The following is a 26,591-nucleotide window of genomic DNA, read 5'->3' on the forward strand; positions in this document are numbered from 1 at the left end:
TGTCAGCCCTCGGTCTTGTCCTGGCCGGCAGCGGGATCGTCCGCCTTGTCCTCCTGGCCGGGCTGGTAGAAGTAACGGAAATAGAAGTCACTGCGCGAGAGATCCTCGTACAGCTTGGCACGCTCCTCGACCCCACTGCGCATGATCTCGACCATGGCCATGGCCTGCTCGCCATCGATGATATGGATGCCGCCGGACAGTTCCTGGTCGGTGTCGAGAAAGTGCGCGGCCAGCTCTTCCGGCTCCTGGATGTAGACCAGGAAGGACTTGCACTCGGCATCCTCCAGATCCAGCGGCTGCATCACGATCTTTCCGAGCCAGGCCAGGCGCGCGACCTGGTTGAACTGATGGATATCGAGCTTCTTGCCCTTCTTGTACTTGTTGAGTTCGTTGCGGATCTCGCCAATATTGGCGATCTTCATCGATTTCATGGATGTACATCCTGCCGCGAGTGTTGCGGGAGCATAAAACAACTGCGTGCCCGGGCCGTAAAAAAACCCCGGCAGACCGGGGTTCTTGAGTGGGGTACGCGGGAATTCCGTCACCCCTTGCGCCGTTCCGTGGCGCGTACGGATTATAGCGGGGTTACCACTCGAATCCGCTGTCCTCCGGTTCCTCAAAGCCGGCGACCGCCTTCAGGGTCTCCTCCAGCGCGCCAGGCGAGCTGCGCAGACGCATGAAGCTGTTGTCCCCCAGCATCCGCAGATCCGGGAAATGCAGCGCCTTGCGGAAGCGCATGTGCAGCGCCTCCACCTCACCCCCGCGGACCATGATCTCCAGCGGCACGGTCGCGGTATGGCGGAACTCGCCCACGTCCACGATGCCGAGCTGGTGCAGGTCGGCCGAGTCCTGGGCGGCCCCGTCGGCCTCGCGCACGGCCACGCCGATCACGGTGACGTCCTGCCCCGGGATGTCCACCCGGTAGACCTCGCTGACCCCGGCGACACGGGATGCGAGATTGCCATCCAGCTCGTTCAGCGCCGCCCGCCGGGAGCCATGACTCGCCAGCTCGTACGGGGCATCAAAGCGCTCCATGCCAAAGGTATAGCGATAACGGCTGAGATCACGTTCGCTCAGCCCGTCCTCGGAACCGTACTCGCGTTCGGCACCCAGAGTGCTGGACAGGCGGTTGGCGACACCCGTGACCGGACGATCCAGGCGATAGGCGTGGCGGAAGTACTCCAGGTTGTTGTAGCTCACCTGCAGCTCGCCATCGACCGCGGTTACGGCCACGCGGATCGGGGCGATATAGCCACCCCGCGCCTCCGAGCCGGCGACGGACAGAAGGTCATCGTGGGTGACCACGACCACGTGTCGGTCATTACTGATGGGGTATTCGCCCAGAAACCGGAAATCGGCCCCCTCCAGGCGTTCCCGCACACTGGCAGCCTCGCCGGAGACATCGGTCCCCGATTCGGTGTAGGCCAGTACAAACGGGCGATAGGTATCGGCCGCCACGGTCTGGCTCGCCGCGAACAGCGCAACCGCCGCGACCATGCCGACCGCACGGACGCTCCCGCGCAAGGCGTGGATTGCTCGCATGGCATCCTCCTTTGAATTCACTAATAGGTTCGAGCGGAATGCTCGGCAGGAAGAAGGGCCCGGAACGCACCCCCCCAGTGCGTCACGAACCTCGGGGTCACCCGCCCTCCCTGGCGGATCCGGCCTTCCCCTCAAGGCCAGGCGCCCCTCCCGGGCGCGTAACACCGAGACCCGCTGCGGTCAGGCGACCGCCCGGGCCTCCCGATCAGAACCGGTACGCGTACCCGATCTCGAGCTCGTACTGCTTCATCTCGATCGTGGCCTCACCAGACTGCGTCTGCCCCGTAACACTGTTCGATGGCGCGTACATGGCGGCGAAGTTCAATTCATGCTGATCGCCAAAGGCCTTGGTAAAACCAGCCGTGAAATGGTCTTCCATCACACCCGGCGCCAGGATGTTGAACTGCACATCCCGGGAACGGATCGGGTTCTGGCCGCGGTTGTAACCGACTCGCCACGTCCAGTCATTGGCCGTCTCGAACTGCGCACCCATCTTGAACACATTAATATCGCGCCAGCCGAAACCAGGGCCGTCCGCGGAACCCAGCAGGGCTTGATTGGTGCTGGGGTTCGAGATCGCATCCACATCCGAATAGTTGATGCGAACATAATCAGCGGTGACCGTAACCGAGGGCGTCACTGCCGCGGAGATCCCGAGGCCATAGGTGGACGGGATGTCGAAGCTGCCGCCACCCGCGAACAGACCGCGGTAGTCGTCGAAATCGCCGTTACGGATCTTGGAGCGATAACTACCGCCCAGGGTCACACCATCCGCCACGTCTGCCTGGAAACCGATCTGGCCACCGTAGCCCCAAGTCGTGTCAGTACCGTTGTCGCTGACATGTTCGGGGCTCACGCTGGCCGGGTCCCCAGTCTGCGGGTTAACAGCGAAGGCCCCAATCCCTTTAGCCTCGAACCGCTGGTAACTGATGATCGGGCTGAAGCCGACACTCACACGACCATCCGCAAATTTCTGCGCGTAGGTCGGGATGATCGCGAGCTGTTCCAAATTAACGCCGGCAGAGCCACCGCAGAATACGCCCGTTCCGGCACTTTGCGGGGGCGCGGGGCATCCAGGGTTCTGGAACGCGGGATAATCCGTATTCAACCCGCCATTACCCATCAGGGCAATACCCCACGAACGGTTCTCATCGATCTGCTGGACGTAGCCAATCGACGGGATGAAGAAGTTTTCACTATCACTATCAATCGACGGGCTACCAGTGAAGGTCACCGAGCGCTCGGGACGGAAGTAAGCGAGAGAACCGTCGATACGGCTTTCCATACCGGCGATGCCGGCGGGATTGATGGCCGGGGCGTAGGAATCCTGGGAGATCGCCATGCCGGCGCCCCCCATGCCCTTGGCCTTGGTGCCGTAGCCGTGGGCGAAGTAGCCGTTGGTGGCGTGCGCGACGCCGGCAGAGCCCATGGCCAGGCCGACCGCGATCGTCACCACGCTGCGGCGAATGATGCGTGCTTCCATTGTATATCTCCTTTGGTGGTCTTCTTGTTGTGTTGTGCGAACACCCCGGTTCCGCGCGGCCCCCTTGTATCGCCGCCGGTCCGGTCTTGGTGGTGTTCCCACGGCTCGCGCCGCGGTGACCGACCGTGGCGCGAGTTTTTCGGCAGGTGTGTTCAAGGGCACTCGGACGAATGGCCTTGATAACCCTGCTCGAAACCTGAATATTCAAAAAGTCTTATTGATCCCCTGACGTGCGAAAGCCCCGGGGGTACCGGGGCTTTCGCAGGATACTACCACTAACGATTTCAGGCTGTCTTCTCGTCTTCCGCCTCGTCGGCGTCGAAGTCGAAGGTGCCGACATCCTCCCCGGCCATCTGCCGCTGGACGAAGCCGACATCGGTCGAGTTGAGCGCGAACGGGAAGGACAGGATGTCCGTCGGGCTGGAATCGCCATACGGGCGGTTGCAGGCCGAGACTTCCTCGTCCGACTTGCCGGGGCAGCCGGAGGTCTGGAACGGCTTGCCGGAGGCAATCAGTTCTTCCACCTCGGCCTGCGGCAGACCGAAGTCCACGACCTGGCCGTCGGCATTGAACTTCATGTCGTCGATGCGGCCACCGGCGTAGTCGATGACGAAGCGACCCAGCTGCACGCGGCGCCACTGGTCACGCGGGACCGGGTTCCAGTCTTCCATCAGCGAGCCCTCTTCCGGGAAGAAGGCAAACATGTGGTTGTGGCCGCCCAGGTCACGAATGCGCTGGCAGACCTGCAGGATCTCTTCCTCGGTCTCGCCCATGCCGCAGATCAGGTGCGCGCCAAACTTCTCGGGGCCGAAGATCTCGGCGGCCCACTCGATGGACTGCCAGTACTTGTCCCAGCTGTGCGGGCTCTCGACCGCCTTGCCGCGGGTGCGCTCGAAGATCTCCGGGGTCACCGCGTCCAGTGCGACGGTGAAGATGTCCGCACCCTTGTCCCGCAGGAGCTGTAGGTCTTCATAGCTCATCGTGGTCGGATTGGACAGGATCGACACCGGGATGTGATTGACCTCGGCGACCCAACGCTCCAGCAGCTCGACGGTGTCGGCATCGGAGTTCGGGTGGGTGATCATGGAGATGCACATGCGCTCGAACTGGCCGCCGTCGGCGTGGTTCTTCACGCGTTCGATCACCTCGTCGTACTTGGCGGTGGGCCAGTCGACGCGGATGAAGTTGCGGTCGGCGTAATCCCGCGATTCCTCGCGGTGGCGGGCCAGGCCGCAGTAGGAGCAGTTGGCACGGCAGCCTTCCGGGTACGTGACCAGGAGGTTCAGGCAGTGCGTGCAGGACGTGCGATGCATGGTGCCCGGCACCAGGCCCAGCGTGATCGCGGCCGCGGTGGACATCTGCACGTACTCCGGCGAACGCATGTCCGGGGTCTTGATGTGATAGTCGGGCCGATAAAAGTTGATCGGCGCGACCATCTCCTCTGCACTTGCACTCATGGAATTCCTCCAGCGTTGTCACGGGGATGCCAGGCATCCGTCGACCGGGGCCGATTACGCGGCCCGGTCACCATCGTTGAAATACTCGGAAAATGCAATCCATCCGCGGCGCTGAGTGGCATCTTCCTGCGCCCGTGGGGTTCGCCAGTGTTCGTTGAGGAAGGCGCGCCGGTCGCAGGCGCGATCCAGCGCCGGCCCGTACTGGTCGCGCATGTCCTCGTCATAGTCGGCCAGGGCCTCGGCGTCGCCTCCCAGGTGGCCGATCGCGGCCTCGCCGGCGGCCTCGCCCGAAACCACCGCTGCGGCAATACCGGCACCGGTAATCGGGTGCGTCAGGCCACCCGCGTCGCCGACGAACAGCACGTCGCCCGCGACCAGCGACTCCCGCAGGCCGCCGACCGGGATCGCCCCGCCGGTGCGGTAGCGGATCTCCTCGCCCAGCAGACCCTGATCGACCAGCTGGGCATGCAGGGATTCCAGCGGCGCCTTGAGATCACCGGCAATGCGCTTGTCGGCGCCCAGACCGAGATTGGCCCATTGGCCCTTGGGGAACAGCCAGGCGTAGCCGCCCGGGTAGTCATCGGACAGCCAGACATCGGTGGCGGTGTAGAGCTTGTTCAGCGGCACGGTGTACTGGCGGGTCTGCACCGTCGGCAGGGCCGGCAGGCCCAGCGACTCGGCGACCGGCGAATGCGGCCCATCGGCCGCGATCAGCACGCGATAGCCGATCTCATGTTCGGCACCGGCGTGTTTCAGCCGGGCGGTATGACGCTCCGCGTCCACCGCCACCAGCGGAGTCGAGGTCACCAGCTGCGCCCCGTTCGCCTCGGCGGCACGGATGATGGCGCGATCAAACTCGCCGCGATCCACCATCAGGCCCGGGAAGTCGGAATGTTCCACCGCGCCGGAGGGCAGGAAGCTCTGCATCGCGTCGATCCGCTGCAGCAACACGCCGTCGGGCTGCGCGTACGCGCCCATCGGGTTGGGGATGAACTCGGCGCATTGCACCGGCTCGCCGAAGGCCTTGTTACGCTCGACCGCGAGCACCGACAACCCGGCCTCGGCACACACACGCGCGGCCGAGGCCCCGCCCGGGCCCAGACCAACGACCAGCACATCCACCGCGGCGGGCAGCATTAGCGAAAACCTCGTGTTCCGTTCATCATTCCGCGACCGTTTCGACCTCGGCCTGCGCCAGCGCAGACTGGATCGCGGCGATGAAGTCATCCGCGCTCAGCTGGAGCATCTCGACATCGCGTTCGGCGAAGAAGGCGCGCACGCGCTCCTCCATCTCCGCCTGCGGCGTATCCCGCAGGGCCGCCTCGAGATCGGCGATCGTGCGGGCCGGCTTCACAAAGATATCCCCGGTAATCCACAGCTGCTTCAGACGCTTGCGCTCCGGGTCCAGCGCCACGCCCACCCGCATCAGCCCGCCATCGGACTTGGAGATGCTCTCGAACATCGGGGCATCGGTCGCCGGACGGTTGCGCTGATACACCCACTCTTCGGTATCGATGTCGGCCAGCGCCTCGTCGAAGGCGCGGCGTTCTTCCGGGAGCAGGTCGGCGGCTTCGGTGCGCACCCCGAACTCCTCGGCGAAGGCGCGCGCAATGGCCTCCTTGACCACATCCAGTGCGGGCATCTCGTCGAGCAGCGTGGCGAGGTTCACCACCCGGTCGCGCGCGGACTCGATGGCCTTGTTGGAAAGCTTCTCCGCCGGTATGCGCAGGATGCGCAGCATGTCCTCGACATCGAACTCGATCAGCAACGTGCCCTGGTACATGATCGAATCGCCGTCAAAGGCGCCGCCGGTACCGGAGATCTTGCGACCATCCACTTCGATATCGTTGCGCGGGCGGAACTGCGCGTCCACGCCCAACGAACGCATGCCGGCCGCCGCTGCGTTACAGATGCGCGCGGCAATCTGACCCATGTCGGCCGAACCGAGAAAGCGTTTGTCCAGATACAGCTCCCAACCGAGCTGGGTGGCATCGAAATAGATCGCACCACCGCCGGTGATGCGGCGCTGGATGGCGATGCCGTTCTCCTGGCAGTACTCGGTGTTGATCTCCTGGTCCACGTTCTGGTGGAACCCCACCAGGGCACAGGGCTGGAACTGCAAAAAGCGCAGGGTATGTGGCGATGCGCCTTCCTGATGACATTCCAGCAGGGCGCGGTTGAACGCCATGTTCTCGGCGGCCGGGCGCAGCCCGGTATCGAGGATGCGCAGGGTCGTCTGGTCGCGCTCAGGCATGACAACCACCTCCGGCTGCAACCTCGCCCCCCTCGGTGACGATGCGAATGCCGCCCAGCCCCTGGCGCGCCTTGCGCTCCTGCTCGCGACGGCGGGCTTCCTCGGCCACGATGGTGTCCAGGTCCAGTTCGACGCCACTGGCGGCTCCGGCGTCTTCGGCCATCACCTCGTCCCCGACAGCGATCGAGCAACAGGCCGGAGTCACGCGCACCTTCTTGCCCAGGCGCGCGGCGAGTTCCACCACCCCTTCCGCCGGGTGGGCGATCCCGGACAGGCCCGCCATCACGGCGTAGCTGTCGATCTGGCTCTTGGCCTCGCCCGGTGGACGGGCGCAGCCCAGCAGCAGCGAGGTATCACCCAGGCGCGCGCGGGCGTCGTGGAAGAAGCGTCCCACCGCATGCACATCCGGGGTCTCGAACGGGCGACTGGCCGGCGCGTAGAACGGCATGACCACCACCAACACCACGGCATCCGGCAGGTGGCGCGCCAGCATCTCGAGCGCATTCCATTCGCCCAGCAGCTTGCCGTAGTGCAAGCCGATCACGATATGCGGGACCACCTTCATGTTGGTGTTCACCAGGCTCTCGAGCGTGCGCTCGAAGTCGTCCACGCTGCGCCGCAGGTGATAGACCTGCGTGATGGTGTCCTGGGCACCGATGACGTCCATCATCGCCGCATCGATTCCCGCCTGCTCCATGGACAGCGCAATGTCGTCGTCCACCAGTGCGGTATGCATGGCAATGCGGAATTCGGGGAACTCGTCCTTGATGCGCCGGATGGTGGAGTAATACGGGTCGTATTCCACCTCGTTGCGATGATTCGAGCCACCGGTCAGGAGCATGCCCTGGGCGCCGGACTCGATCACACCATTCACCTGGCGCCAGAGATCCTCCGGGGTGCGGACGGGGATCATCGGGTCCAGGATCTTGGCCTTGCAGTGGTCACAGGCCAGCTTGCAATCACCACCGGTGATGGACATCGCAGGCCACGCACTCTTGCCACAATCGGCCAGCTCGCTGGACTGGTAGGACTTGAAGGTCGGGGTATAAAAGTGCACCGAACCCGGATCCCCGGCGTGTTGCAGGCTATGCTGGAGGTCATCAACCAGCAACGGATCGACGGGGACGTCCTCGAGGGGCTCTACCCGCTGGATTACATCGTTCCAGCTTGTCATCGGCGGTCTCCGGGTCGGCGCATTTCTTGAAGGTTTTACTCGGGTATTACCGAAAAAAAGAGGCCGCCAACCGCAACGGGTCAGCGGCCCGGACCGGATCGGGGCTTAGCAGCCGCCGAAACCGTCCGCTTCCATCTTGGCTTCGAAGGCCGCATGGGCGTCGGAACCGGTCTTCAGGTCGCCGATTTCGCCATCCCAGTCTTCCGGCTTCAGCTTGATCAGCCAGCCTTCGCCGTAGGGATCTTCGTTGATCAGGCCCGGGTTACCCGCAACCTTGTCGTTGGTCTCGGTGACTTCACCGGTGACCGGGGTCTTGGCCGGACCCACCCACTTGCCGGATTCGACGGTGGTGCAGGACTTGTCCTTCTTGACCGTCTTGCCGACCTTCTTCGGGGTGTAGGACACAATCGTGCCCGCCAGCGAACAGGCGTAGGACGTCAGACCGACGGTGGCGGTACCGTCGCTTTCCTTGCGCACCCAAACGTTGTTTTCAACGTTGTACATCAGATCTTCCGGAATATCACAACCCCGAACTGCACCCATGTCTTCCTCCAGGAATATTCAAATAAAGCGGGAAAATTAAAACGTTATCGTTTTATCACTGCGTAGTATCAGGTCGGCTAACTCGCTCGCCCGATTCACTTCATCGACATCGTCGATGAGATCCGAAGACGCGTCGATTCTATACCCCGGCAGAGCGGGCTGGCAAACGTGCAAGCGCACGCCTGCGCGTTTTGCGTCCTGGATAAAGTCCTTGATCAACTTGCCGTCTTCCATGGCACGCAGATCATCCGCTACACCCTGCTCCATCAGGCGCACGCCCTCCATGGTGAAGAAGATGTGCACGTCCACATCCATCGAGGCCATGACCGCGCCGAGATAGAACGGCGTGGCGCAACGGCCGGGCGTCGACGGGCCCGAGGTCATGATGATCACGACCGTCTGCTCGTCGTTGTCCAGGTAATAATCGTCGTCGATATCAGCCATGGTCCCGCTCACCGCAGCTTTCGCTGGCACTGGATGTCATCGTCCTTGGCCCGCTTGCAGTAGCCTTCCTCGGCCTTGTCCCCGGTCAGGAACACCTCCAGCGCGGCCTCGATCCCGTTGGTGGGCTCGACTCGGGCAATCCAGGCATTGTAGGGGTCGGAATTCAGCAGCACCGGGTTTTCCAGCACTTCCTCGTTCCCCTCGACGATCTTGCAGTCGATGAAGTTGGGGATCGGACCCGCCCACTTTCCACTTTCGATCGTGGCAACCGGCTTGCCCGGCGGTCGCCGCGTACCCGGCCGCCGCACCCGCACGTGGATGATCTTGCCCGCAATCGTCTGCGACAGGTCGGTCATGCCCACGGTCAGGGTGTCGTCGTCCTCGCGCCGAAGCCAGATCTGGAATTCGTCGTCGTAGAACAGTTCAGGGTGAAACTCGCAGCCGTTGCAATCCATGTTTCGCCTCATTCCCGGGACCGCGGGGACCCGTGCCTACACAAAAAAACGGGCGCCAGGCGCCCGTCTTCCAAAGTCATCGATGGGCCATGCCGGGCATGGGTCCAGGGATCAAATGACCCCCTTCTCCTTCAACAGGCCAATCGAGTCACTCACGTTCTCGTGAATGCCCAGTTTCCGCGCGGACAGGCCCATGGCCAGACCCAGCAACTGGGTGAAGTACAGCACCTTCACATCGGTCTTGATGCCGAACTCGGTCTCGGCACGAACCTGGTGCATCTCCAGACCGGAGTGACAGGTCGGGCACTCGGTGGCGATCACTTCCGCACCGGAGTCTTCCGCCGACTGCAGCAGGTTCAGCACCAGCTGGGTCGAGGTATCGGAATCGGACAACGTGTGCGCACCACCACAGCAGGACGTCTTCAACGGATATTCGACGTTCACGGCACCCGCGGCGCCCAGAAGGTCATCCATGAAGTGCGGCTGATAGCTGGAGTCGGAGCCCGGGCCATTGTCCTTCTCCGGGAAGATCTGCCGCGGACGGGTGTACATGCAGCCGTAGTAGTTCGCGACCTTGATGCCGTTCAGGCTCTTGGTCATCTTCTGCTTGATGCCTTCCGGGCCGAGTTCTTCCATCAGCCACTCGAGCAGGTGCAGGGTACGAACGTCGCCGCTGTAGACCGGATCATCCGACTGACGCGCAAGATCCTGCACGGTGTTCATCGCGTCTTCCGACGTGGCGGTTTCGAACTCGGCTTTCTTCAGGTTGTGATAGCAGCCGTTGCAGGGGGCCATCACGGTGTCCATGCCCATCTGCTCGGAGGCGATCGCCATGTTCCGTGCGGACAGGTAGGTCTGCAGCATGGGGTGAACGTTCTTCACCTCCATCGCGCCACAGCAGTTCCAGTCGCGCAGGTTCTCCATCTCGAGCCCCAGCGCCTTCACCAGCACGCGGGTGGAGCGATCGTACGGCCCACCGGAGCCCTCAAGTGCGCAACCCGGATAGTAAGCAACCTTAGCCATGAGCGGCCTCCTTCTGTTCGCGCACGTAACTCTTCAGCACGTCCCCGGTCTTGCCCCAGGACTTCGTGCGCGGCGTATGAATCGTGTTGAAGCCCATCGCCATCAGGTGCTTCACCGGGAGGTGCTTCATCATGCGGAAGACGAACACCTTCAGCCATTCCTGCAGAAGCGGCTGGCCGGTCTTCTTGAAGAAGTTCTGCATCACCTTGCCGTCTTCGATGCGGCCGGTCTTGTAGATCTGGTCGGCGAACTCTTCATCGAAGATGCTGGACGGGGTCTTTTCGGTGATCCCTTCCTCTTCCATCCAGTGCGCCAGGGCCTTCATCACGCCTTCCGGCTTCACGTCCTTCGGGCAGATGTTCGTGCATTTGTTGCAAGAAACGCACTGCCAGATGATGTCCTTGTCCTTGACCAGCTCTTCCTTCATGCCAAGCCGGGTCAGGTAGATCCAGTAGCGCGGATTGAACTGCACATTCTGCGCGTACATCGTGCAGGAGTTGGTGCAGGACCCGCACTGCCAGCAGCGGTGCACGTTCTCCGCACCCGTGTAGGTCTGGATCTTCGCCTCGAAATCGTCGTCGTAATCGCGAACCGTGCGCGGGGCAATCATGGTGTTCCAGTGACCGGAAACATCCACCCCGTCGACCACCAGCTCGTCGTGCTGCTGGAGTCGTTCGTCCTCGATCAGTGCTTTTTCATGTATTGCCATGACGTCTCTCCGAAAACCTGTCTTGCCAGGCTCAAGTTCGTTCCGTTATTCAATGCAGCGACGCATCGGTTCCTTTCAGGCGACCTTCCGGGGAATCGATCCCCAGCATCTTCACCGCCAGCTCGAGCGGATCCTGCTTGCCACCAAACTGGTTGTCGATCATCCCTAAACTCATCGACAGCGATCGGGCGTAGTCCGAATAGGCCTGGACCCAGACCAGATCCGTTACAAACGGCAGGTCACGGTAAAAGCCCTCTTCCGCCAGCGCCTCGTAAAACCAGCGCCGCGCCCCTTCGATCGCACCAACTGACTCCCCGATCGGGATTGACCGAAGCGTGTCGTTGGCGCGAATGAACTCGCGCAACGACCCCGTCGTGGTCGACGTATCCCAGACCCAACGGCAAGCCAGTGGCACAGCCTCGGGATCTGCAAAATGCAGGATCTCGGCACCGAAGTCCCAGATCGCCCGGCGCAGTTTCTTGTCATCCGCCGCCAGGTCCGCGAATGCGGCCAGGCGTTCGTTGACATCCACATCCGGGTGGACCAGCGCACGCACCCCGTCCACCAGGGCCCCTTGCCGTTCCGCCATCAGGGTGACCAGCTTCCGGCGAACCGAAAAGACCAGCCCCCCAAGGGCCCGAACATCCTCTGCATCGATCTCGTCGCCCTTGGCCACGATCGCCGCAAAGACTTCGTGCTTCGAACGCAAGGCCTCGATGAACGTCTCCAACCCATCGACCCCGCCCGCTTCGGCGATGGCCCCTTTCAGGGTGGAGAGCTTGGACGCGAGGATCTCCTTGTCAAAGGTAACCTCAAGCGGCTCCGGGGCGAGCCCCGAAGCCGCCTCGTCGCTGACGACCTCAGCCGGCTTTCTGAACCAGCGCATGCAGATCCGCAACCGCGCGGCCACCGGCGGCGGCACCCTGGGCGATCGAGTCGTCGATCGTCTCGGGACCGTAGGCCGCACCGCAGGAGTAGATTCCCTTGCGGGTGGTGCCACAGGTGTTGGTGTACTGCTCGGCCTTCTCGATGAAGCCGTGCTTCTCGAGGCCGATACCGAACACCTGGGAAAGCTCGGGGTTATCGGCGTTCGGATCCATGCCAATGGCATGCACGACAATATCGAACGGGATGATGATCGGGCGCTTGACCAGGGTATCTTCACCCTTGACCAGCAGGCGACCATCGCCCGAGGCCGTCACTTCCGCGATACGGGCCTTGACGAACTTGGTTTTGAACTCTTCCTGGGACTTCCAGTAGAACTTGTCTTCGTACAGGCCGAAGGTCCGGATGTCCATGTAGTAGATGAACACGTCGGTTTCCGGCGAGATCTCCTTGATCTCCATCGCCAGGTTGGCGGAGACGGTGCAGCAGATCTTGGAGCACCATTCGCGACCGATCTGACGGTCACGGGAGCCCACGCACAGCAGGATGCAGACACGCTCCGGCACACGGCCGTCCGACGGGCAGGCGATCTTGCCACTGCCCACCATCTGCTCCATCTGGGTGGTGGTCAGCACGTCTTCATATGTGCCAAAACCCCACTCCGGCTTGTTGATGGAGTCAAAATGGGTGAAGCCGGTTGCCAGAACCACGGCGCCCGCCTGGACGGATTCGCCGTTGGTCAGCGTGGCGGTGAAGTTACCCGCCTCGCCTTCCAGCTTCTCGACCTTGGCGCTCTTGTGCACGGTCGAGTTGGCGTCGTCTTCCACGCGCTTGACCATGCGACCAATGGCGTCCTTGGCCCACTCGCCGGAAGGCACCAGCTTGGCGTAACCCGACAGGATCGGGGCGCCGCCGAGGACGTCTTCCTTCTCGACCACCACGGCCTTGTAGCCGGCCGAGTTGACATTGGCGGCAGCGGCCAGACCGGCCGGCCCACCACCCACTACTAGAACGGTATCTTGCTGCATCAGACCTTGCCCCCGTAAGCGAGTTCAGGATTGTAGAGGTATTCGATATTGCCGGCTTCGACTTCCTTCAGGTATTCCTGGAAGGTCTTCTTGGCCTCGGACCAGGACATGCCCATCTTCTCGACCAGGTCCTCGCAGGGCGACGCGTGCCACTGCAGCTGGACGATCTTGAACGGGTCCGCACCGCAGGCCAGGGCCGCGAACTGGACTTCCGCCATGATCGGGATCTGGAAGTTCTGGTTATGTGCCTTGCCGATCCACTGGTTCTTGTCCATGGTCGTGACACAGCCGGTATCGTTGGCCAGCATCACGTCGGCGTTGGCTTCCTCGCGGGCCACGCGGATCTTGCGATCCATCGTGAACGAGCGAGTGAATTCGCGCTCGGAGATGATGTGGCGGAAGCCGAAGCCGCAGCAGTCGTACCACGTGGAGTAGTCGATCACCTGTGCACCCAGAGCCTGGGCGGTGGAGGTGATGATCGCGGTACGGTTGCCGCCCAGCACGGTCGGATCGTACACCGCGTCCTCGTGGACCATCTTGTAGTAATGGCAGGCCACGTGGGCGGTGGTGCGGATGTGGGAGACGTCGATGGTCTGCAGCTCGGAAGCGATACGGTTACGCATCACGTGCACCCACTCGGAGTAGTGGATGATCTCTTCCGGGATGACCAGCTTGCCGTCGACCAGGCGACCCAGCTTGCCGAGGATCTTGGTGACCTTCTCGCGCAGCTCGGCGGACTCGATCAGGTACTTGCGGATCTCCTTGTAGTTACCGAAGGAGGTGCCGCAATGCACCAGCGGGAAGAAATGACCCAGCTCGTGGCCATGCTGCTTGCCGGAGACATAGGCCTGGTGGAAGTTGCGCAGGAACACGGCAGCGAGCGATTCGACGTTCCCGATACCGGAGCCGTGGTAGTTCCACGCGGTGCAGGAAGTCTGGTCGGTTTCGTCGAGGTAGTCCTTGCCCGGCTCGAAGCCGAACTTGTTCATGAACCACAGCAGCGAGGTCGGGTAGCCAGGAATGTTCCCGCACTGGCCACAGGACTTGTGGTGCCACAGCTGCTTGGTCGGGACCTTCTTGTCCCAGCCGAACAGGGTCTTCACCGACATCGGCTCGTGTTCATCGTTGATGCGATGAATGATGATCTGGCCGTCCTTCTCGAGCTCGTACATGTGCTCGCGGACGTCGTCCATGCGGTCGCCAAGGTCGACGGTGCGGCGGTCGACGTGCTTGCGCACCCAGTCGGTGGCCTTGACTGCGTCTTCCTTCGACAGATCGGTCGACTGGAAGAACGAACCGTGACCGGCGATGCCCTGCCCGTCAGTGTTGTGGGAACCGGGCTTCATGGTGCCGGCGCCAGCGCCTTCACCATTCTGGTTGTGATTGCCTGGGGTCTGTTCACTCATAACGCTTCTCCTGATGTCTTGGATGCGGGAATCGGTGGACGACTTACTCGTCGTCTTCCTCTTCCTGCTCCTCGAGCCAGTCTTCGTAGTCCTCGCGCTTCTCGTCGATGAAGTCTTCGATCACGTCGAAGAGATTCTCGTCCATCAGCTCGAGGGACTTCAGGACTCCGGTCATTTCCCAGATGGTGTACATCTCCACCGAGGTCTTCAGGGACACTTCCCAGGCGGTCTCGACCGTCTGCAGCGTCTTCACCGGAATCGCCTTGCGCAGGATGCGCAGATCACCTTCCACCTTCTGGATGTTGGGGCCCCAGTCAGGGAAGTGATCGGGCTGGATCATATCGGGAGACAGCTGGTTCCCCGTGGTGATCAGCTTGAGCATGACGCGGCCGAACGGACGAAGCACGTCCTTGGCGGACTGCATCTCGTGCTTGATGGCCACTTCGCGCATGATCGCGACCAGGCCACCGGGGGAGTTCTTGAACGGGCAGCGCGCCGCACAGGTCATGCACTGGGCGCAGGCCCAGATCTTTTCCTGCATCGCGTCGTAGATCTGCTCGACGTTCTCGGTCCAGAGCAGCTGCACGATCTCGCGCGGCGAGTAATCGTAGAACTGGGCGGACGGACACGTGGCCGTGCAGATGCCGCAGTTCAGGCAGCCGTTAAGCTCGTGGTCGTAGCGAAAATCTCCACGAATATCGTCGAAGATTTGCTGCATCTCAGCGTATGTCGCCATATCTCACACCTCTTCGCTTTAGGCGATGCAGGTTTCTTGTGAACCTTGCGCAGCCAGCCTAGACCTCGTCCAGGCACCAATCCAGTTACCGCATGGCAACCATCGTTATTCAGGATTCGGGGCGGCAACCCTTGCGAATTGCCGCCCCGAATCAAGCACTTGAAGCGCCTTAGCCCTTCTTGATCAGGAAGTAGAACTTGCCGCCTTCTTCCTTGTGCTCCATCAGCTCGTTGCCGGTCTGCTTGGAAAACGCCTGGAAGTCCTTCACGGCGCCCGGGTCGGTCGCGATGATGTGCAGAACCTGGCCGGCGTCCATCGCGGCCAGCGCCTTCTTGGCGCGCAGGATCGGCAGCGGGCAGTTCAGGCCGGAAGCATCGAGTTCTTGGTCAAAGTTGGCCATCGTTTCTCTCCTTTGAGTGCGTTTTATCAGTCGTGTACTGCGGTTCGGTTGGGCCCCGTGCGCTGCAGCCATTACCGAACGGTAATCAACCGAATTCCCCCTTATAGGCGAATCGGCATCGGAATACAACCGAATTCTAATCCGGGCTTACCACCGGTTTTCCGGTCTGGGCCCACCCGACAATGCCGCCGCGCAGGCTGCTTGCACAGTCCACGCCCTGTTGGGCGAGAAAGGCGCAGGCCTGGGCGGAACGCGCCCCACTCTGACAGTAAATGACCACCGGCGCATCGCTACCGGTGAACTCGTCCTTGCGCAGCGGCAAAGTGGCCAGCGGGACAAGCTCTGCCCCCGGGATAACGCCGCGACCGGTCTCGCCCGGCGAGCGCACATCCAGCAAACGAAAGCTCTTGCCCTCGTTGCGCCACTGCTCCAGTTCGTCCGGGGTGATCTCGGTAAATCCGTACACGCTGCGCTCCGGGTCTTTCACTTGCGGGGGATGCCGTACTCGTCGCGCGAGCTCTGACCGGCGGCCGCTCTACGCAAGGAGTGGGCGCGGAGCATAGCGAAACCGATCGGAAATGCAAACAAGACCAAGCGAGGAGAGGTGGATGGTCGCCCGGGACGAAAAGTTCTGCTATCGTCGCCCACGCTTAAGAAAACGCTGATGCAGACACATCGGCTTCATTGCTTCGCGGAGGATATCCCGGTGGACAAGAGCGAATTCCAGGTCGACGGCCACTATGCCGTCACGCTGAAAGACGAAAACGGCAAGCTGCGCCCTGCCAACATCTACGTGCACGACATGCAGGACAACTACATGATCGCGCGGCGTACCTCCGGCGGCGACGTGGGCCTGCTGTTCAAGATGGACTATGACGACGTCATCAAGCTCGTCCGCACCCACAAGGTGCTGGACCGCAAGAAGTTCATGGTGCCTGCGGCGATGCTCAAGCCGAAGCTGTGGGAAACCCGCGACAGCATGCGCACCTATTCGTCGGCCCCGGGGCTTGGCAAGTAACGACCGCCCCCGGCATGCCCACACCAGAGGGCCGGCGCCCGCCGGCCCTCGCGGCATGCGTTCTATTGTCCATTTCCTGCTCGCCGCCCTTCTGGTGGTGGCGAGCCTGGCGGTACCACCCGCCCACTCCAGTGGCGTTTCCCTGCCCGACCTGGGCGAGGCCTCCGGCGGCGTACTGACCCCGGCGGAAGAACGCGAGCTCGGCCGCTCCCTGCTGCGCGAGGTCCGCCGCAGCGCCCCCCTGGTGACCGATCCCGAGATCGTCTTTTATGTCGACTCCCTGGGACGCCAGTTGCTGGCCAACGCACCCAGCGCCGATGGGCCGTTCTACTTCCTGACCATCGACAACAGCCAGGTGAACGCCTTCGCGATGCCCGGGGGCATTATCGGCATCCATGCGGGTCTGATGCTGGAGGTCCGCGACGAGGCCGAACTGGCCGCCGTGGTCGCACACGAAATCGCCCACGTTACCCAACGTCACCTCGCGCGCATGTTCGCGCGCGGGCGCGACATCAATTTCACCACCGGCCTCGCCATTCTGGCGGGCATCCTTGCCTCGGCGGTGGATCCGACCCTGGGCTCGGCCATCATTACCGGGGGTGTGGCCGGCGGCATCCAGCAACAGATCAACTTCACCCGCGCAAACGAGGCCGAGGCGGATCGGGCCGGGATGCAGATACTGCAAGGCACCGGCTTCGACCCCAATGCGATGGCCGATTTCTTCGAACGCCTGCAAGAGCTCTCGCGCGGGGTCGGCGACCAGGTGCCGGAGTACCTGCGCACGCACCCGGTCACCCTCGACCGGATCACCGACGCCCGCAACCGCGCAAACCAGATGACTGCCAGCGACACCCGCAACCGCGGCCCCGAATTCCAGTGGATGCAGGCGCGCATGCAGGCGCTGCAGGATCCCCGGCGAACCCTGGAACGCTTCCGCGCAACAGGCACCCCCTCGCCCCAGCAGCGCTACGGGGCGGCGGTCGCCTATCTCGAACGTGGAGAACCCGGCCGCGCCCGCGAACAGCTCGAACGCCTCGATGCAGCGGACGCCCCCGGACTGACCCTCGAACTCGCGTTCGCAGCACTGCTGCGCGAGGAAGGCGAACACAGCGCGGCGCTGGAACGGCTGGAGGATCTGGACGCGGTGTACCCCGGCCACCCGGTGATCCGCGAACGCCTGGCCCGGGTCCACCGCGACCTCGGGCAGCCCGACCGCGCCATTCGCATCCTGTCCGACATGATCCGCCGCGAGGCGGCCCCCAATCCGGAGCTCCTGCGCCTGCAGGCGGACATCGCGGACGCGGCCGGGTATATTGCAATCAGCCGCGAGGCCATGGCCGAATACTTCTTTCATCGCGCCCAGTACGAGGAGGCCGTGCGCCAGTTCGAGGCGGGAATGGACGCCTCGGATGCCAGCGAGCGCGACCGTCAACGCATCGAAGACAAGCGCGACACGGCCCGAGAGACCGCACGCGAGGCGCGCGAGGACCGGCGATAGAAACCGCGTACGCGGGGAATGTTCCCGCAGGACCATTCGTCTACCGACAGTCATAGAACTGCCCGAAAACCCACCACCAATACACCCGGACAAGAGAGGTAGAACTCCTCATGCACATCTCACGCCGAGAATTCATGCAGTTACTGGCCGCCGCCAGCGCCGCCGGTTTCCCCCTGGGCACCGCCGCTTGCAGCAACAACAAGGGCGGCACTGCGGGTGATCCCTACGACACCCTGGATCGCTTCGGCAATGTGCACCTGCTGCACTACACCGACTGCCACGCCCAGCTGAAGCCGGTGTACTTCCGCGAGCCAAACGTCAACCTCGGCGTGGCGGACATGCGTAACCGTCCGCCGCACATCGTGAGCGAGCACTTCCTCAAGCATTACGACATCGAACGCGACAGCATCTACGCCCACGCCTATACCAACCTGAATTTCATGGAAGCGGCCGAACAGTACGGTCGCGTAGGCGGCTTTGCGCATCTGAAGACGCTGATCAACAAGCTGCGTGACTCGCGACCCAACGCCCTCCTGCTGGACGGCGGCGACACCTGGGGCGGCGGCTCCGGCTCCGCGCTGTGGACCAACGCGCAGGACATGGTCGATGCACAGAAACTGCTGGGCATCGACGTCATGACCGGTCACTGGGAATTCACCTACGGCGCGGACCGTGTAGAAGAGGTCGTGAACGGCGACTTCGCCGATGCCGGCATCGACTTCGTCGCCCAGAACGTCCGCGACGTGGACTGGGGTGACCGCATCTTCAAGCCCTACGTGATCCGCGAGATGAACGGCGTGAACGTGGCGGTGGTGGGCCAGGCCTTCCCCTACACCCCGATCGCCAACCCGCGCTGGATGGTCGAGCAGTGGTCCTTCGGCATCCGTCCGGACGACATGCAGGAGACCGTCAACGACGCGCGTGCCGAAGGCGCCGAGATCGTCGTTGCCCTGTCGCACAACGGCATGGACGTGGACATCAAGATGGCCGGCATGGTCGAGGGCCTGGACGCCATCATGGGCGGCCATACCCATGACGCCGTGCCGCAGCCCCTGCCAGTCGAGCGCCCCGACGGCGGAACCTGCCTGGTCACCAATGCCGGCTCCAACGCCAAGTTCGTCGGCGTGCTGGACTTCGATTTCCGCGACGGCGCAATCAAGGACTGGGAATACCGCCTGGTGCCGGTGTTCGCCGAGATGCTGCCGGAAGACCCGGCAATGGCGACCTACATCCACAACATGCGCAACAGCGAGGTCACCTGGAAGGGCGAGACCTTCAACATGGAGGAGAAGCTGTCCGAGGAACTGGCAGTCACCGAGGACCTGCTGTTCCGCCGCGGCAACTTCAACGGCACCTTCGACCAGCTGATCTGCGATGGCCTGATTGAATACAACGATGCGCAGATCTCGTTCTCCCCGGGCTTCCGCTGGGGCACCACCGTGTTGCCGGGCATGCCGATCACATTCGAGCACGTGATGGACCAGACCGGTCTCACCTACCCGGAGATGACCCGCAACGCCTTTACCGGGGCCCAGATCAAGGACATCCTGGAAGACGTGGCCGACAACCTGTACAACGCCGACCCGTTCTACCAGCAGGGTGGCGACATGGTCCGTGTCGGCGGCCTGAAGTACGCCATCGACCCGAGCGCCAGTGCCGGCAACCGGATCTCCGAAATGGAACTGGACGGCAAGAAGCTGGACGCCGACAAGGAATACGTCGTCGCCGGCTGGGCCAGCGTGCAGCAGAGCGTGCCCGGCGGTGTCGGGGTCGACATCTGGGACGGCGTCGCCGACTACCTGCGCAGCCAGGACGGCAATGTGCGCATCAGCGACCTCAACGAACCGAAGGTCAAGGGCATCGGCGAGGACAACCTCGGCTACGTCCCGACCACCGAGGACATGTACCGCAGGTCCTGATCGGTTCGCGCCCCCTTCCGGGGGCAACCCCGGAACGAGAAAGCCCCGCTCATGCGGGGCTTTTTTGTGGCCGCCTTCCGGGTGACCCGTCTCCGGACAAGCCGCCCGGGGCACCGAGGTTCTCTCTAAACATCCACCCAGCGCCCGCTGGCATCACGGCAGGCCGTGCCGTTAATCGTTTCGGGGTAGCCGTCCATGGTGGCCTGCACCTGGTACTCGCGGCAGTCCTGCCCCGAGGAGCGGTAGGTCCGGGTCGGTGTAGCGTGGTACTGATGCCCGGTATTCGGGTTGCGCCAGGTCGAGCTCTGGCGATCCGGGACCGTCTCCAGCGTACGCGACACGCGCATCCGGTCCACGTCATCCATGCTCCGCCCCACCGAACCGCCAACCGCCGCACCCGCCAGGGTCCCGGCAATAATCGCCGCAGTACGCCCGCGCCCGCCGCCGATCTGACTGCCGATGACACCGCCGGCCGCACCCCCGATCAGGGCCCCGGTCTGCTGCTTGCTCACCGTCTGACACCCCGCCAGGAGGGCCACCAAACCCGCCAGCATCAGGATCATTAAAATTCTGCCTGTCATCTTTCCAGCCTCCCGACGGCACAAACCGCACTGATACACGAACACGCAAACAGACTACGCCCGCGCATCTGAACGGAAGGTGAAAGAACTGGAGATATGCCGCCCCATCCTTCGCCAAACCGAAAACGGCAAAGGGATCCGCTACACGCCTGCGGCGTTATTTGAGATCAATCGGGAAAAGCGGGAAAGAAAATGGTGGGCCGTGTAGGAATCGAACCTACAACCAATGGATTAAGAGTCCACTGCTCTACCAATTGAGCTAACGGCCCCCTGAACAAAAAAAGGGGGTGGGGTGACCGATGGGACTCGAACCCACGACAACCGGAGTCACAATCCGGGACTCTACCAACTGAGCTACGGTCACCACCGTGTCACTGTACAGCTACTTGCGCGAAGGGCGGCCCTGGCGCGCCCGGCAGGACTCGAACCTGCAACCGTCGGCTTAGAAGGCCGATGCTCTATCCGGTTGAGCTACGAGCGCGTTACCGCCGAGCATTGAGGCCATGGCGCCTGATCCGAGCCTGCCGGAAAACCGTGGCCGGGAGCCATGGTCGGGGTAGAGGGATTCGAACCCCCGACATCCTGCTCCCAAAGCAGGCGCGCTACCAGACTGCGCTATACCCCGTCGAGCCGTCCCCGCTAAAGGGCCTACACAGCGAGCGCAGGATGGTAGCCCCGCGAGGGGTTCGCGGTCAACATTCATCAACAGATTCCGCCTGCAATGCCCTCCCCTCGGGCGCGGCCCCGTGCTAACGTCGGCTCGGGACGTTCGCAGGGTCGCGAGCGCGGAGGGGACGGATGCTCGACTGGGTAGCCAACACAGCCATTGTATTGGGGGCAAGCGGCCTCCTGTATGCCCAATGGACACTCGCCCGTCTGCTGCGCGAGCTCCCCGAGAGCCGGGTCCGCACCGGCTGGAAGATGATGTTCTTTCTGGTCCCGGTCTTTATCCTCGGCTATTTCGGCTACATCCCGCTGAACTGGGGGCTCTACGAGGGCCTGCCCGACCTCCTGGTGCCAGCCATCTTCCTCCTCGGGGGCTGTTTCGTCTGCACCGTGGTCGGTCTGACCCATAGCTCGGTGGAGAAGATCCGCCACATTACGCGGCTGGAACACGAATCCATCACCGACCCGCTGACCGGCCTGTTCAACCGCCGGCACATGGATCGCCGGCTGGACGAGGAAGTATCCCGCGCCCGGCGCTACGGCCAGCCATTGTCCGTCGTGATGCTGGATATCGACCAGTTCAAGCCGATCAATGACCGCCTGGGCCACCTGATCGGGGACTACATCCTGACGACCCTGGCCGAACGCATGCAGCAAGTCCTGCGGCGCTCCGACCTTGCCGCGCGCTTCGGCGGGGAGGAGTTCGTCGTCGTCGCCCCGCATACCGACCTCAAGGCAGCCATGGCGCTGGGCGAGAAGCTGCGCGAAGCCATATCCGGCCACCCGATCACCCTGACCGGGCACCAGGCCGCCCCGCCCTGCGCACCGGATACCCTGACGGTCACGGTCAGCGTCGGCATCGCCAGCCTCGACGCGAACCCGAAATCCAGGGACACCGCCGGGACCCTGGTTGCCCGTGCCGACGACGCGCTCTATCGCGCCAAACAGGACGGGCGCAACCGCTGCGAGGCCAGTGCGCCCGCAAGCGGCCTCTCGGCGGCCCTGTAGCCAGGCACCTCCGCTGGCCGAGGCATCCGCCTCGCCCCCATGCAGATTCCGCCCGGCAAATCGCTTGAGCCCCCGCGCCCGCCATGGGAAGATCGCGGGCGTTCCCCCGGAGGCGAGACCCCATGACGGCCCAGATCATCGATGGACGCGCGATTGGCCAGACCCACCGCGCAAGAATCGCGACCGAGATCGAATCCATGACCGCCCGCGACCTGCGTCCGCCGGGCCTCGCCGTGGTGCTGGTCGGGACCAACCCGGCCTCCGAGGTCTATGTGCGCAACAAGCGCAAGGCCTGCGAACAGGTGGGTGTGGTCTCGCACTCCTATGACCTGCCCGCGGGCACGCCGCAGACCGATCTGCTGGCGCTGATCGACCAGCTCAATGCCGACCGCACCATCGACGGCATCCTGGTCCAGCTGCCGCTGCCGGATCACATTGACCCCGAGACGGTGATCGAGCGCATCTCCCCGGCCAAGGACGTGGACGGCTTCCACCCGTACAACGTCGGCCGCCTGGTGGCGCGCGTGCCGCGCCTGCGCCCCTGCACCCCCTGGGGCGTCATCCAGCTGCTGCGGCATATCGAGGAACCGTTCAAGGGCCGCACGGCGTGCGTGATCGGCGCCTCCAATATCGTCGGCCGACCCATGGCCCTGGAACTGCTGCTGGCCGGTGCGACCCCGACCATCTGCCATCGCTTCACCCCGGATACCGCCGCCATTGCACGGCACTCCGACATCGTGGTCGCCGCGGTCGGCAAGCCCGGCCTGGTCAAGGGTGACTGGATCAAGCCCGGCGCCACCGTGATCGACATCGGCATCAACCGCCGCGACGACGGCACCCTGACCGGCGACGTGGAGTTCGACGCCGCCGCCGAGAAGGCCGCCTGGATCACGCCCGTGCCGGGCGGGGTCGGCCCGATGACCGTGGCGATGCTGCTGGACAACACCCTGCGCGCCCGCGCCTTCGGGACCCACGAAGCGGCCTGAACGATGGCGCCCGCCGCCCGCCGGCGGGCACACTTGCTCCTCGCGGGTTCAGCCCGCTGCGCGACGACGCGCGGCTTCCAGGCGCAAACGCACGCGCTCGCGCCCCAGATACTCCCAGATACGCGGCAGCTCCGGCCCAAAGGTCTGCCCGGACAACGCCGCCCGCAACGGCATGAACAGCTTGCGCCCCTTGCGCTCGGTGGCCTGCCCCACCGCCTTGGCCAGGGCGGGAAAATCCTCGGCCGCATCCAGCGCATCCAGCCCAGCGTTAAAGAAACCCGGACCTGCGGCCGTCAGTTCCTCGCGCGCGGCCGCGCTGTACGGCGCCGGATCGGCGGCGAACGCCGCGACCCACAGTGGCGCCTCCTCGGCGCGGGTGATGTTGTCGCGCAGCAGCCGCGCCAACGCCGGGCGCTGCTCGGCGGCCACCGCCTCCAGCACCCCCGCCGCCTCCAGGTAGGCCTGCATCTCGGCATCCGAAAGGCTGCGCAGGGCCTCTGACTGCCAGTGATCCAGCTGCTGCGGATCATGCCGCGCCGCGCTGTGACCAATACGCTCGGGGCTGAATCCGGCCGCCAGCTCCGTGGGCGACAGCAGGGCATCGCTCTCGTAGCGATGCCCAAGACGCGCCAGGTGGTTCAGGATCGCGACCGGCAGATAGCCCTTCGTCCGCAACTCCTCGACGCTCGCGGAACCATTGCGCTTGGACAGCGGCGCCCCGTCCTGCCCCATCACCAGCGGCAGGTGGTGATACGCGGGTGCCGCGAGGCCCAGCGCCTCCAGCAGCAGCATCTGCCGCGGCGTGTTGGCGATATGGTCCTCGCCGCGCACCACGTCGGTCACACCCATCAGGGCATCATCGATCGCGTTGGAGAAGAAGAAGGCCGGCGTGCCATCGGATCGGCGAATCACGAAATCACCGATCTCGTCGGTACGGAAGCTGACCGGCCCACGCACCCCGTCCTCGAAGCGGATGGTCCGGCCCAGTGGCACACGAAAACGCAGCGTGGGCTTTTGCCCCTCGGCCTCGCGCCGGCCGCCCTCCTCCGCACTCAGATGGGCGCAGGTCCCGGGATAGCGCGGCGGCTTGCCCTGGGCACGCATGCGCTTGCGCCCGCGCTCCAGCTCTGCGGGCGAACAGAAGCAGGGATAGGCAAGCCCCTTGTCGATCAGCTGGCTGTAATAGCCCGCATAGAGTTCGCCGCGCTCGGACTGCGCGTAGGGGCCTGCATCGCCCCCGGCACCAAAGCCTTCGTCCCAGTCCAGCCCGAGCCAGCGCAGATCGCGCTGCAGCGCGTCAACGAACTCCGGGCGCGAGCGCTCGGCGTCGGTGTCCTCGATGCGCAGCAGGAAATGCCCTCCGCGCGAACGGGCCCGCAGGGCGCTGAACAGCGCCGTGCGTACATTGCCCAGGTGCAACAGGCCGGTGGGACTGGGGGCGAAGCGGGTGCGGATTATCGAGTTCGTCATCGCGCGCATGGTAGCGGAGCGTCCACCGGCTCACCAGCGCCTCGCCCTCACGCCCACACACACTTCCGGCATGCTGGCAGGCCTTGCCAGTGGCGGGTACCATTGCCGGTCTTATCTTCCGGAGGTCAGTCCAATGCAACGCATCCGCACCCGGCTCGGCGTCGTGCTGGCCACCCTGCTGATCACCCTCTTCACATCAGGAGCCCTCATGGCCGACACCCATCCGCAGGTCGCAATCGAAACCAACCACGGCCGCATCGTGCTGGAACTCAACGCCGAAGCCGCCCCGGAGACGGTCGCCAACTTCCTCTCCTACGTGGATGACGGCTTCTTCGACGGCACGATCTTTCACCGCGTGATCCCGGGCTTCATGGTCCAGGGCGGCGGCTTCGACAAGGACATGAACCAGAAGTCCGCGGGCGAGCCGATCCGCAACGAAGCGGACAACGGCCTGAAGAACGAGGTCGGTGCGATCTCCATGGCGCGTACCCAGGACCCGCATTCCGCCACCGCGCAGTTCTTCATCAACGTGAACGACAACGACTTCCTGAACCACACGGCCCCGAACGCGCAGGGCTGGGGCTATGCCGTGTTCGGCAAGGTCTCCGAGGGCATGGACGTGGTGCGCAAGATCGAGGCCCTTCCCACCGGCCGCGCCGGCATGCACCAGGACGTACCGCAGGAGCCGGTCGTGATGGAAAGCGTCAAGCGCGTCGAGGACTAACCTCTTCGTGAGTGCCCGCGCGCCGGCCCTGGTCATCTCCGACCTGCATCTGGATCGCGAACCCGGCCCCCTGCTCGAGGCCACGCTCGCCTTCCTCGAAGGGCCGGCGCGCGCGGCCTCCTCTCTGTACATCCTGGGCGACCTGTTCGAATACTGGGTCGGCGACGACGCCGGCTTTCCCGCTGCCGAACGGCTCGCCGCAGGCCTGAAGACCCTGGACATCCCGGTGGCCTTTATCCATGGCAATCGGGATTTTCTCGTGGGCGAGGCCTACGCGGCGTGCGCGGGGATGCAGCTCGCTCCCGACCCCCTGCATGCGGCACTGCCCTGCGGACCCGCCGTGCTCCTGCACGGTGACTCCCTGTGCACCGACGACACCGAGCACATGGCGTTTCGCCAGCAAGTACGCAGTGGCGAATGGCAACGGACGTTTCTCGCCCATCCCCTGGAAGAACGCATCCGCCAGGCCGAAGCCATGCGCGCCGCCAGCCGCGACAGCGGCCAGATGAAGGCCGCCGCGATCATGGACGTCAATGCCGAGGCGGTCGCCGACACCTTCCGCGACGCCGACGTCCCGCTGATGATCCACGGCCACACCCATCGCCCGGCGATCCACAAGCTGACCGTCGACGGCCAGCCACGCCAGCGCTGCGTCCTGCCCGCCTGGGACGAACACCCCGGCTACCTGGAGATCAGCGCGGCCGGCCCCGTCCTGCGCCAACTCGACGGCTCGCCCTACCCCGAGCACCTCCTCTGCACCTGATCGAATCCGCCACAGCGAGTGTTGTGGGAGCGGGCTTGCCCGCGAACGCCCCCGCCTAGCCCTGACAGAAAGCCCGCAGGGTCCCGATGAGCACAGCGAATCGTTTCGACGCATCGATAGCCCCGCATATTGAGGCTGGTCCTGGATCGGCATCCGGTGTTTACGTGCCTTCGTCTGACCGCCTGCCAGGCGCTCTCTCGCGAGCGCACCGCGAGGTACTTCTTTGCTCGTGCAAAGAAGTACCCAAGAAACACGCCCGACTGCCGCGACCCCGGCCCGCTGCGCGGGCCGGGGTTTCCCTCGCTCCGAGGCTTTTCGCGGGCGGCGCTGAACTCGCTGCGCCTTCGGCTCCGCTCAGACATCCAGCGCCTTGAATCCCGCGAAAAGCCTCTCCACTCGGCGCGACGACAACGGGGAGG

General features: G+C 63.9%; 27 protein-coding genes and 4 tRNA genes. 7 read left to right on the forward strand and 24 right to left on the reverse strand.

What is annotated here, in order from left to right; translation table 11 throughout:
* Positions 1-2: 2 nt before the first annotated feature.
* The 18 genes from D579_RS0103530 to D579_RS0103615 form a co-directional block, all read right to left on the reverse strand.
* Positions 3-431, reverse strand: a complete 429-nt coding sequence (locus D579_RS0103530) for a hypothetical protein (RefSeq protein WP_018143994.1) — start codon at positions 429-431, stop codon at positions 3-5.
* A gap of 154 nt (positions 432-585) precedes the next feature.
* Positions 586-1,542: a hypothetical protein gene (locus D579_RS0103535; protein ID WP_018951137.1), complete on the reverse strand. Its 957-nt coding sequence runs from the start codon at positions 1,540-1,542 to the stop codon at positions 586-588.
* 205 nt (positions 1,543-1,747) lie between these two features.
* Positions 1,748-3,025: an OmpP1/FadL family transporter gene (locus D579_RS0103540; RefSeq protein ID WP_018951138.1), complete on the reverse strand. Its 1,278-nt coding sequence runs from the start codon at positions 3,023-3,025 to the stop codon at positions 1,748-1,750.
* 284 nt (positions 3,026-3,309) lie between these two features.
* A complete protein-coding gene (locus D579_RS0103545) occupies positions 3,310-4,482 on the reverse strand; it encodes a radical SAM protein (RefSeq protein WP_018938853.1) in 1,173 nt (390 codons plus the stop codon).
* Positions 4,483-4,536: 54 nt separating this feature from the next.
* The gene (locus tag D579_RS0103550) at positions 4,537-5,619 is read right to left on the reverse strand and encodes an NAD(P)/FAD-dependent oxidoreductase (protein ID WP_018951139.1); all 1,083 of its coding nucleotides are present in this window, start codon (positions 5,617-5,619) and stop codon (positions 4,537-4,539) included.
* Positions 5,620-5,644: 25 nt separating this feature from the next.
* Positions 5,645-6,736: a biotin/lipoate A/B protein ligase family protein gene (locus tag D579_RS0103555; protein ID WP_018951140.1), complete on the reverse strand. Its 1,092-nt coding sequence runs from the start codon at positions 6,734-6,736 to the stop codon at positions 5,645-5,647.
* Entirely contained in the window at positions 6,729-7,910 is a 1,182-nt protein-coding gene (locus D579_RS0103560) for a radical SAM protein (RefSeq protein ID WP_018144000.1), read from the reverse strand. The genes D579_RS0103555 and D579_RS0103560 overlap by 8 nt, the downstream gene beginning before the upstream one ends.
* A gap of 105 nt (positions 7,911-8,015) precedes the next feature.
* A complete protein-coding gene (locus tag D579_RS0103565; protein ID WP_077276997.1) occupies positions 8,016-8,453 on the reverse strand; it encodes a glycine cleavage system protein H in 438 nt (145 codons plus the stop codon).
* A gap of 36 nt (positions 8,454-8,489) precedes the next feature.
* Entirely contained in the window at positions 8,490-8,897 is a 408-nt protein-coding gene (locus D579_RS0103570; protein ID WP_026287984.1) for a DsrE family protein, read from the reverse strand.
* Between the two features lie 8 nt (positions 8,898-8,905).
* Positions 8,906-9,352, reverse strand: a complete 447-nt coding sequence (locus tag D579_RS0103575; RefSeq protein ID WP_018168416.1) for a glycine cleavage system protein H — start codon at positions 9,350-9,352, stop codon at positions 8,906-8,908.
* Positions 9,353-9,463: 111 nt separating this feature from the next.
* Positions 9,464-10,375: a CoB--CoM heterodisulfide reductase iron-sulfur subunit B family protein gene (locus D579_RS0103580; protein WP_018144004.1), complete on the reverse strand. Its 912-nt coding sequence runs from the start codon at positions 10,373-10,375 to the stop codon at positions 9,464-9,466.
* Positions 10,368-11,084, reverse strand: a complete 717-nt coding sequence (locus D579_RS0103585) for a 4Fe-4S dicluster domain-containing protein (RefSeq protein ID WP_018938848.1) — start codon at positions 11,082-11,084, stop codon at positions 10,368-10,370. Before D579_RS0103585 ends, D579_RS0103580 begins: the two co-directional genes overlap by 8 nt.
* 49 nt (positions 11,085-11,133) lie before the next feature.
* Positions 11,134-12,006 (reverse strand): hypothetical protein, encoded by an 873-nt coding sequence (locus D579_RS0103590; RefSeq protein WP_018951141.1) that lies wholly within the window; start codon positions 12,004-12,006, stop codon positions 11,134-11,136.
* Positions 11,945-12,973 carry an FAD-dependent oxidoreductase gene (locus D579_RS0103595; RefSeq protein WP_018168414.1) on the reverse strand — a complete coding sequence of 343 codons (1,029 nt, stop codon included), beginning with the start codon at positions 12,971-12,973 and terminating at the stop codon, positions 11,945-11,947. The genes D579_RS0103590 and D579_RS0103595 overlap by 62 nt, the downstream gene beginning before the upstream one ends.
* Positions 12,974-12,996: 23 nt before the next feature.
* Positions 12,997-14,403 carry a heterodisulfide reductase-related iron-sulfur binding cluster gene (locus D579_RS0103600; protein WP_018951142.1) on the reverse strand — a complete coding sequence of 469 codons (1,407 nt, stop codon included), beginning with the start codon at positions 14,401-14,403 and terminating at the stop codon, positions 12,997-12,999.
* A 43-nt stretch (positions 14,404-14,446) separates the two neighbouring features.
* Positions 14,447-15,121 (reverse strand): 4Fe-4S dicluster domain-containing protein, encoded by a 675-nt coding sequence (locus tag D579_RS0103605; protein WP_017941141.1) that lies wholly within the window; start codon positions 15,119-15,121, stop codon positions 14,447-14,449.
* A gap of 187 nt (positions 15,122-15,308) precedes the next feature.
* Positions 15,309-15,539, reverse strand: a complete 231-nt coding sequence (locus tag D579_RS0103610; RefSeq protein ID WP_018144009.1) for a sulfurtransferase TusA family protein — start codon at positions 15,537-15,539, stop codon at positions 15,309-15,311.
* A gap of 136 nt (positions 15,540-15,675) precedes the next feature.
* Positions 15,676-16,005: a rhodanese-like domain-containing protein gene (locus D579_RS0103615; protein WP_018144010.1), complete on the reverse strand. Its 330-nt coding sequence runs from the start codon at positions 16,003-16,005 to the stop codon at positions 15,676-15,678.
* 198 nt (positions 16,006-16,203) lie between these two features.
* On the opposite strand from D579_RS0103615, the gene D579_RS0103620 reads away from it, so the two are divergent.
* The 3 genes from D579_RS0103620 to soxB all read left to right on the forward strand — a co-directional run bounded on the left by D579_RS0103620 (position 16,204) and on the right by soxB (position 19,974).
* Positions 16,204-16,557, forward strand: coding sequence for a hypothetical protein (locus tag D579_RS0103620; RefSeq protein ID WP_018951143.1), 354 nt, complete (start codon positions 16,204-16,206; stop codon positions 16,555-16,557).
* Between the two features lie 55 nt (positions 16,558-16,612).
* Positions 16,613-18,055: a M48 family metalloprotease gene (locus tag D579_RS0103625; RefSeq protein WP_018951144.1), complete on the forward strand. Its 1,443-nt coding sequence runs from the start codon at positions 16,613-16,615 to the stop codon at positions 18,053-18,055.
* Between the two features lie 110 nt (positions 18,056-18,165).
* Positions 18,166-19,974, forward strand: a complete 1,809-nt coding sequence (gene soxB / locus D579_RS0103630; RefSeq protein WP_018951145.1) for a thiosulfohydrolase SoxB — start codon at positions 18,166-18,168, stop codon at positions 19,972-19,974.
* A 125-nt stretch (positions 19,975-20,099) separates the two neighbouring features.
* On the opposite strand, the gene D579_RS0103635 is transcribed toward soxB, so the two are convergent.
* The 5 genes from D579_RS0103635 to D579_RS0103655 all read right to left on the reverse strand — a co-directional run bounded on the left by D579_RS0103635 (position 20,100) and on the right by D579_RS0103655 (position 21,180).
* On the reverse strand, positions 20,100-20,555 hold the full coding sequence (locus D579_RS0103635) for an RT0821/Lpp0805 family surface protein (RefSeq protein WP_038038336.1): 456 nt from the start codon (positions 20,553-20,555) through the stop codon (positions 20,100-20,102).
* 193 nt (positions 20,556-20,748) lie between these two features.
* Positions 20,749-20,824 (reverse strand) — tRNA-Lys (locus D579_RS0103640).
* Positions 20,825-20,843: 19 nt separating this feature from the next.
* Positions 20,844-20,919, reverse strand: a tRNA-His gene (locus D579_RS0103645).
* 40 nt (positions 20,920-20,959) lie between these two features.
* Positions 20,960-21,036 (reverse strand) — tRNA-Arg (locus D579_RS0103650).
* A 67-nt stretch (positions 21,037-21,103) separates the two neighbouring features.
* Positions 21,104-21,180: transfer RNA gene (locus D579_RS0103655), tRNA-Pro, on the reverse strand.
* A 173-nt stretch (positions 21,181-21,353) separates the two neighbouring features.
* Between D579_RS0103655 and D579_RS0103660 the strand changes: the two genes are divergently transcribed.
* Both D579_RS0103660 and folD read left to right on the forward strand, forming a co-directional pair.
* Complete coding sequence (locus tag D579_RS0103660) at positions 21,354-22,229, forward strand: GGDEF domain-containing protein (protein WP_018951146.1); 876 nt, start codon at positions 21,354-21,356, stop codon at positions 22,227-22,229.
* A 122-nt stretch (positions 22,230-22,351) separates the two neighbouring features.
* Positions 22,352-23,215 carry a bifunctional methylenetetrahydrofolate dehydrogenase/methenyltetrahydrofolate cyclohydrolase FolD gene (gene folD / locus D579_RS0103665; RefSeq protein ID WP_018144036.1) on the forward strand — a complete coding sequence of 288 codons (864 nt, stop codon included), beginning with the start codon at positions 22,352-22,354 and terminating at the stop codon, positions 23,213-23,215.
* Between the two features lie 48 nt (positions 23,216-23,263).
* Here folD and gltX read toward each other — a convergent pair whose 3' ends face one another.
* A complete protein-coding gene (gltX, locus tag D579_RS0103670; RefSeq protein WP_018951147.1) occupies positions 23,264-24,694 on the reverse strand; it encodes a glutamate--tRNA ligase in 1,431 nt (476 codons plus the stop codon).
* A 199-nt stretch (positions 24,695-24,893) separates the two neighbouring features.
* Between gltX and D579_RS0103675 the strand changes: the two genes are divergently transcribed.
* Positions 24,894-25,409: a peptidylprolyl isomerase gene (locus D579_RS0103675; RefSeq protein WP_026182001.1), complete on the forward strand. Its 516-nt coding sequence runs from the start codon at positions 24,894-24,896 to the stop codon at positions 25,407-25,409.
* 7 nt (positions 25,410-25,416) lie between these two features.
* Positions 25,417-26,172, forward strand: coding sequence for a UDP-2,3-diacylglucosamine diphosphatase (locus D579_RS0103680; RefSeq protein WP_018938840.1), 756 nt, complete (start codon positions 25,417-25,419; stop codon positions 26,170-26,172).
* Positions 26,173-26,591: the final 419 nt, after the last annotated feature.

The organism is Thioalkalivibrio sp. AKL12, assembly GCF_000377925.1.
GTDB classification, from domain to species: domain Bacteria; phylum Pseudomonadota; class Gammaproteobacteria; order Ectothiorhodospirales; family Ectothiorhodospiraceae; genus Thioalkalivibrio; species Thioalkalivibrio versutus.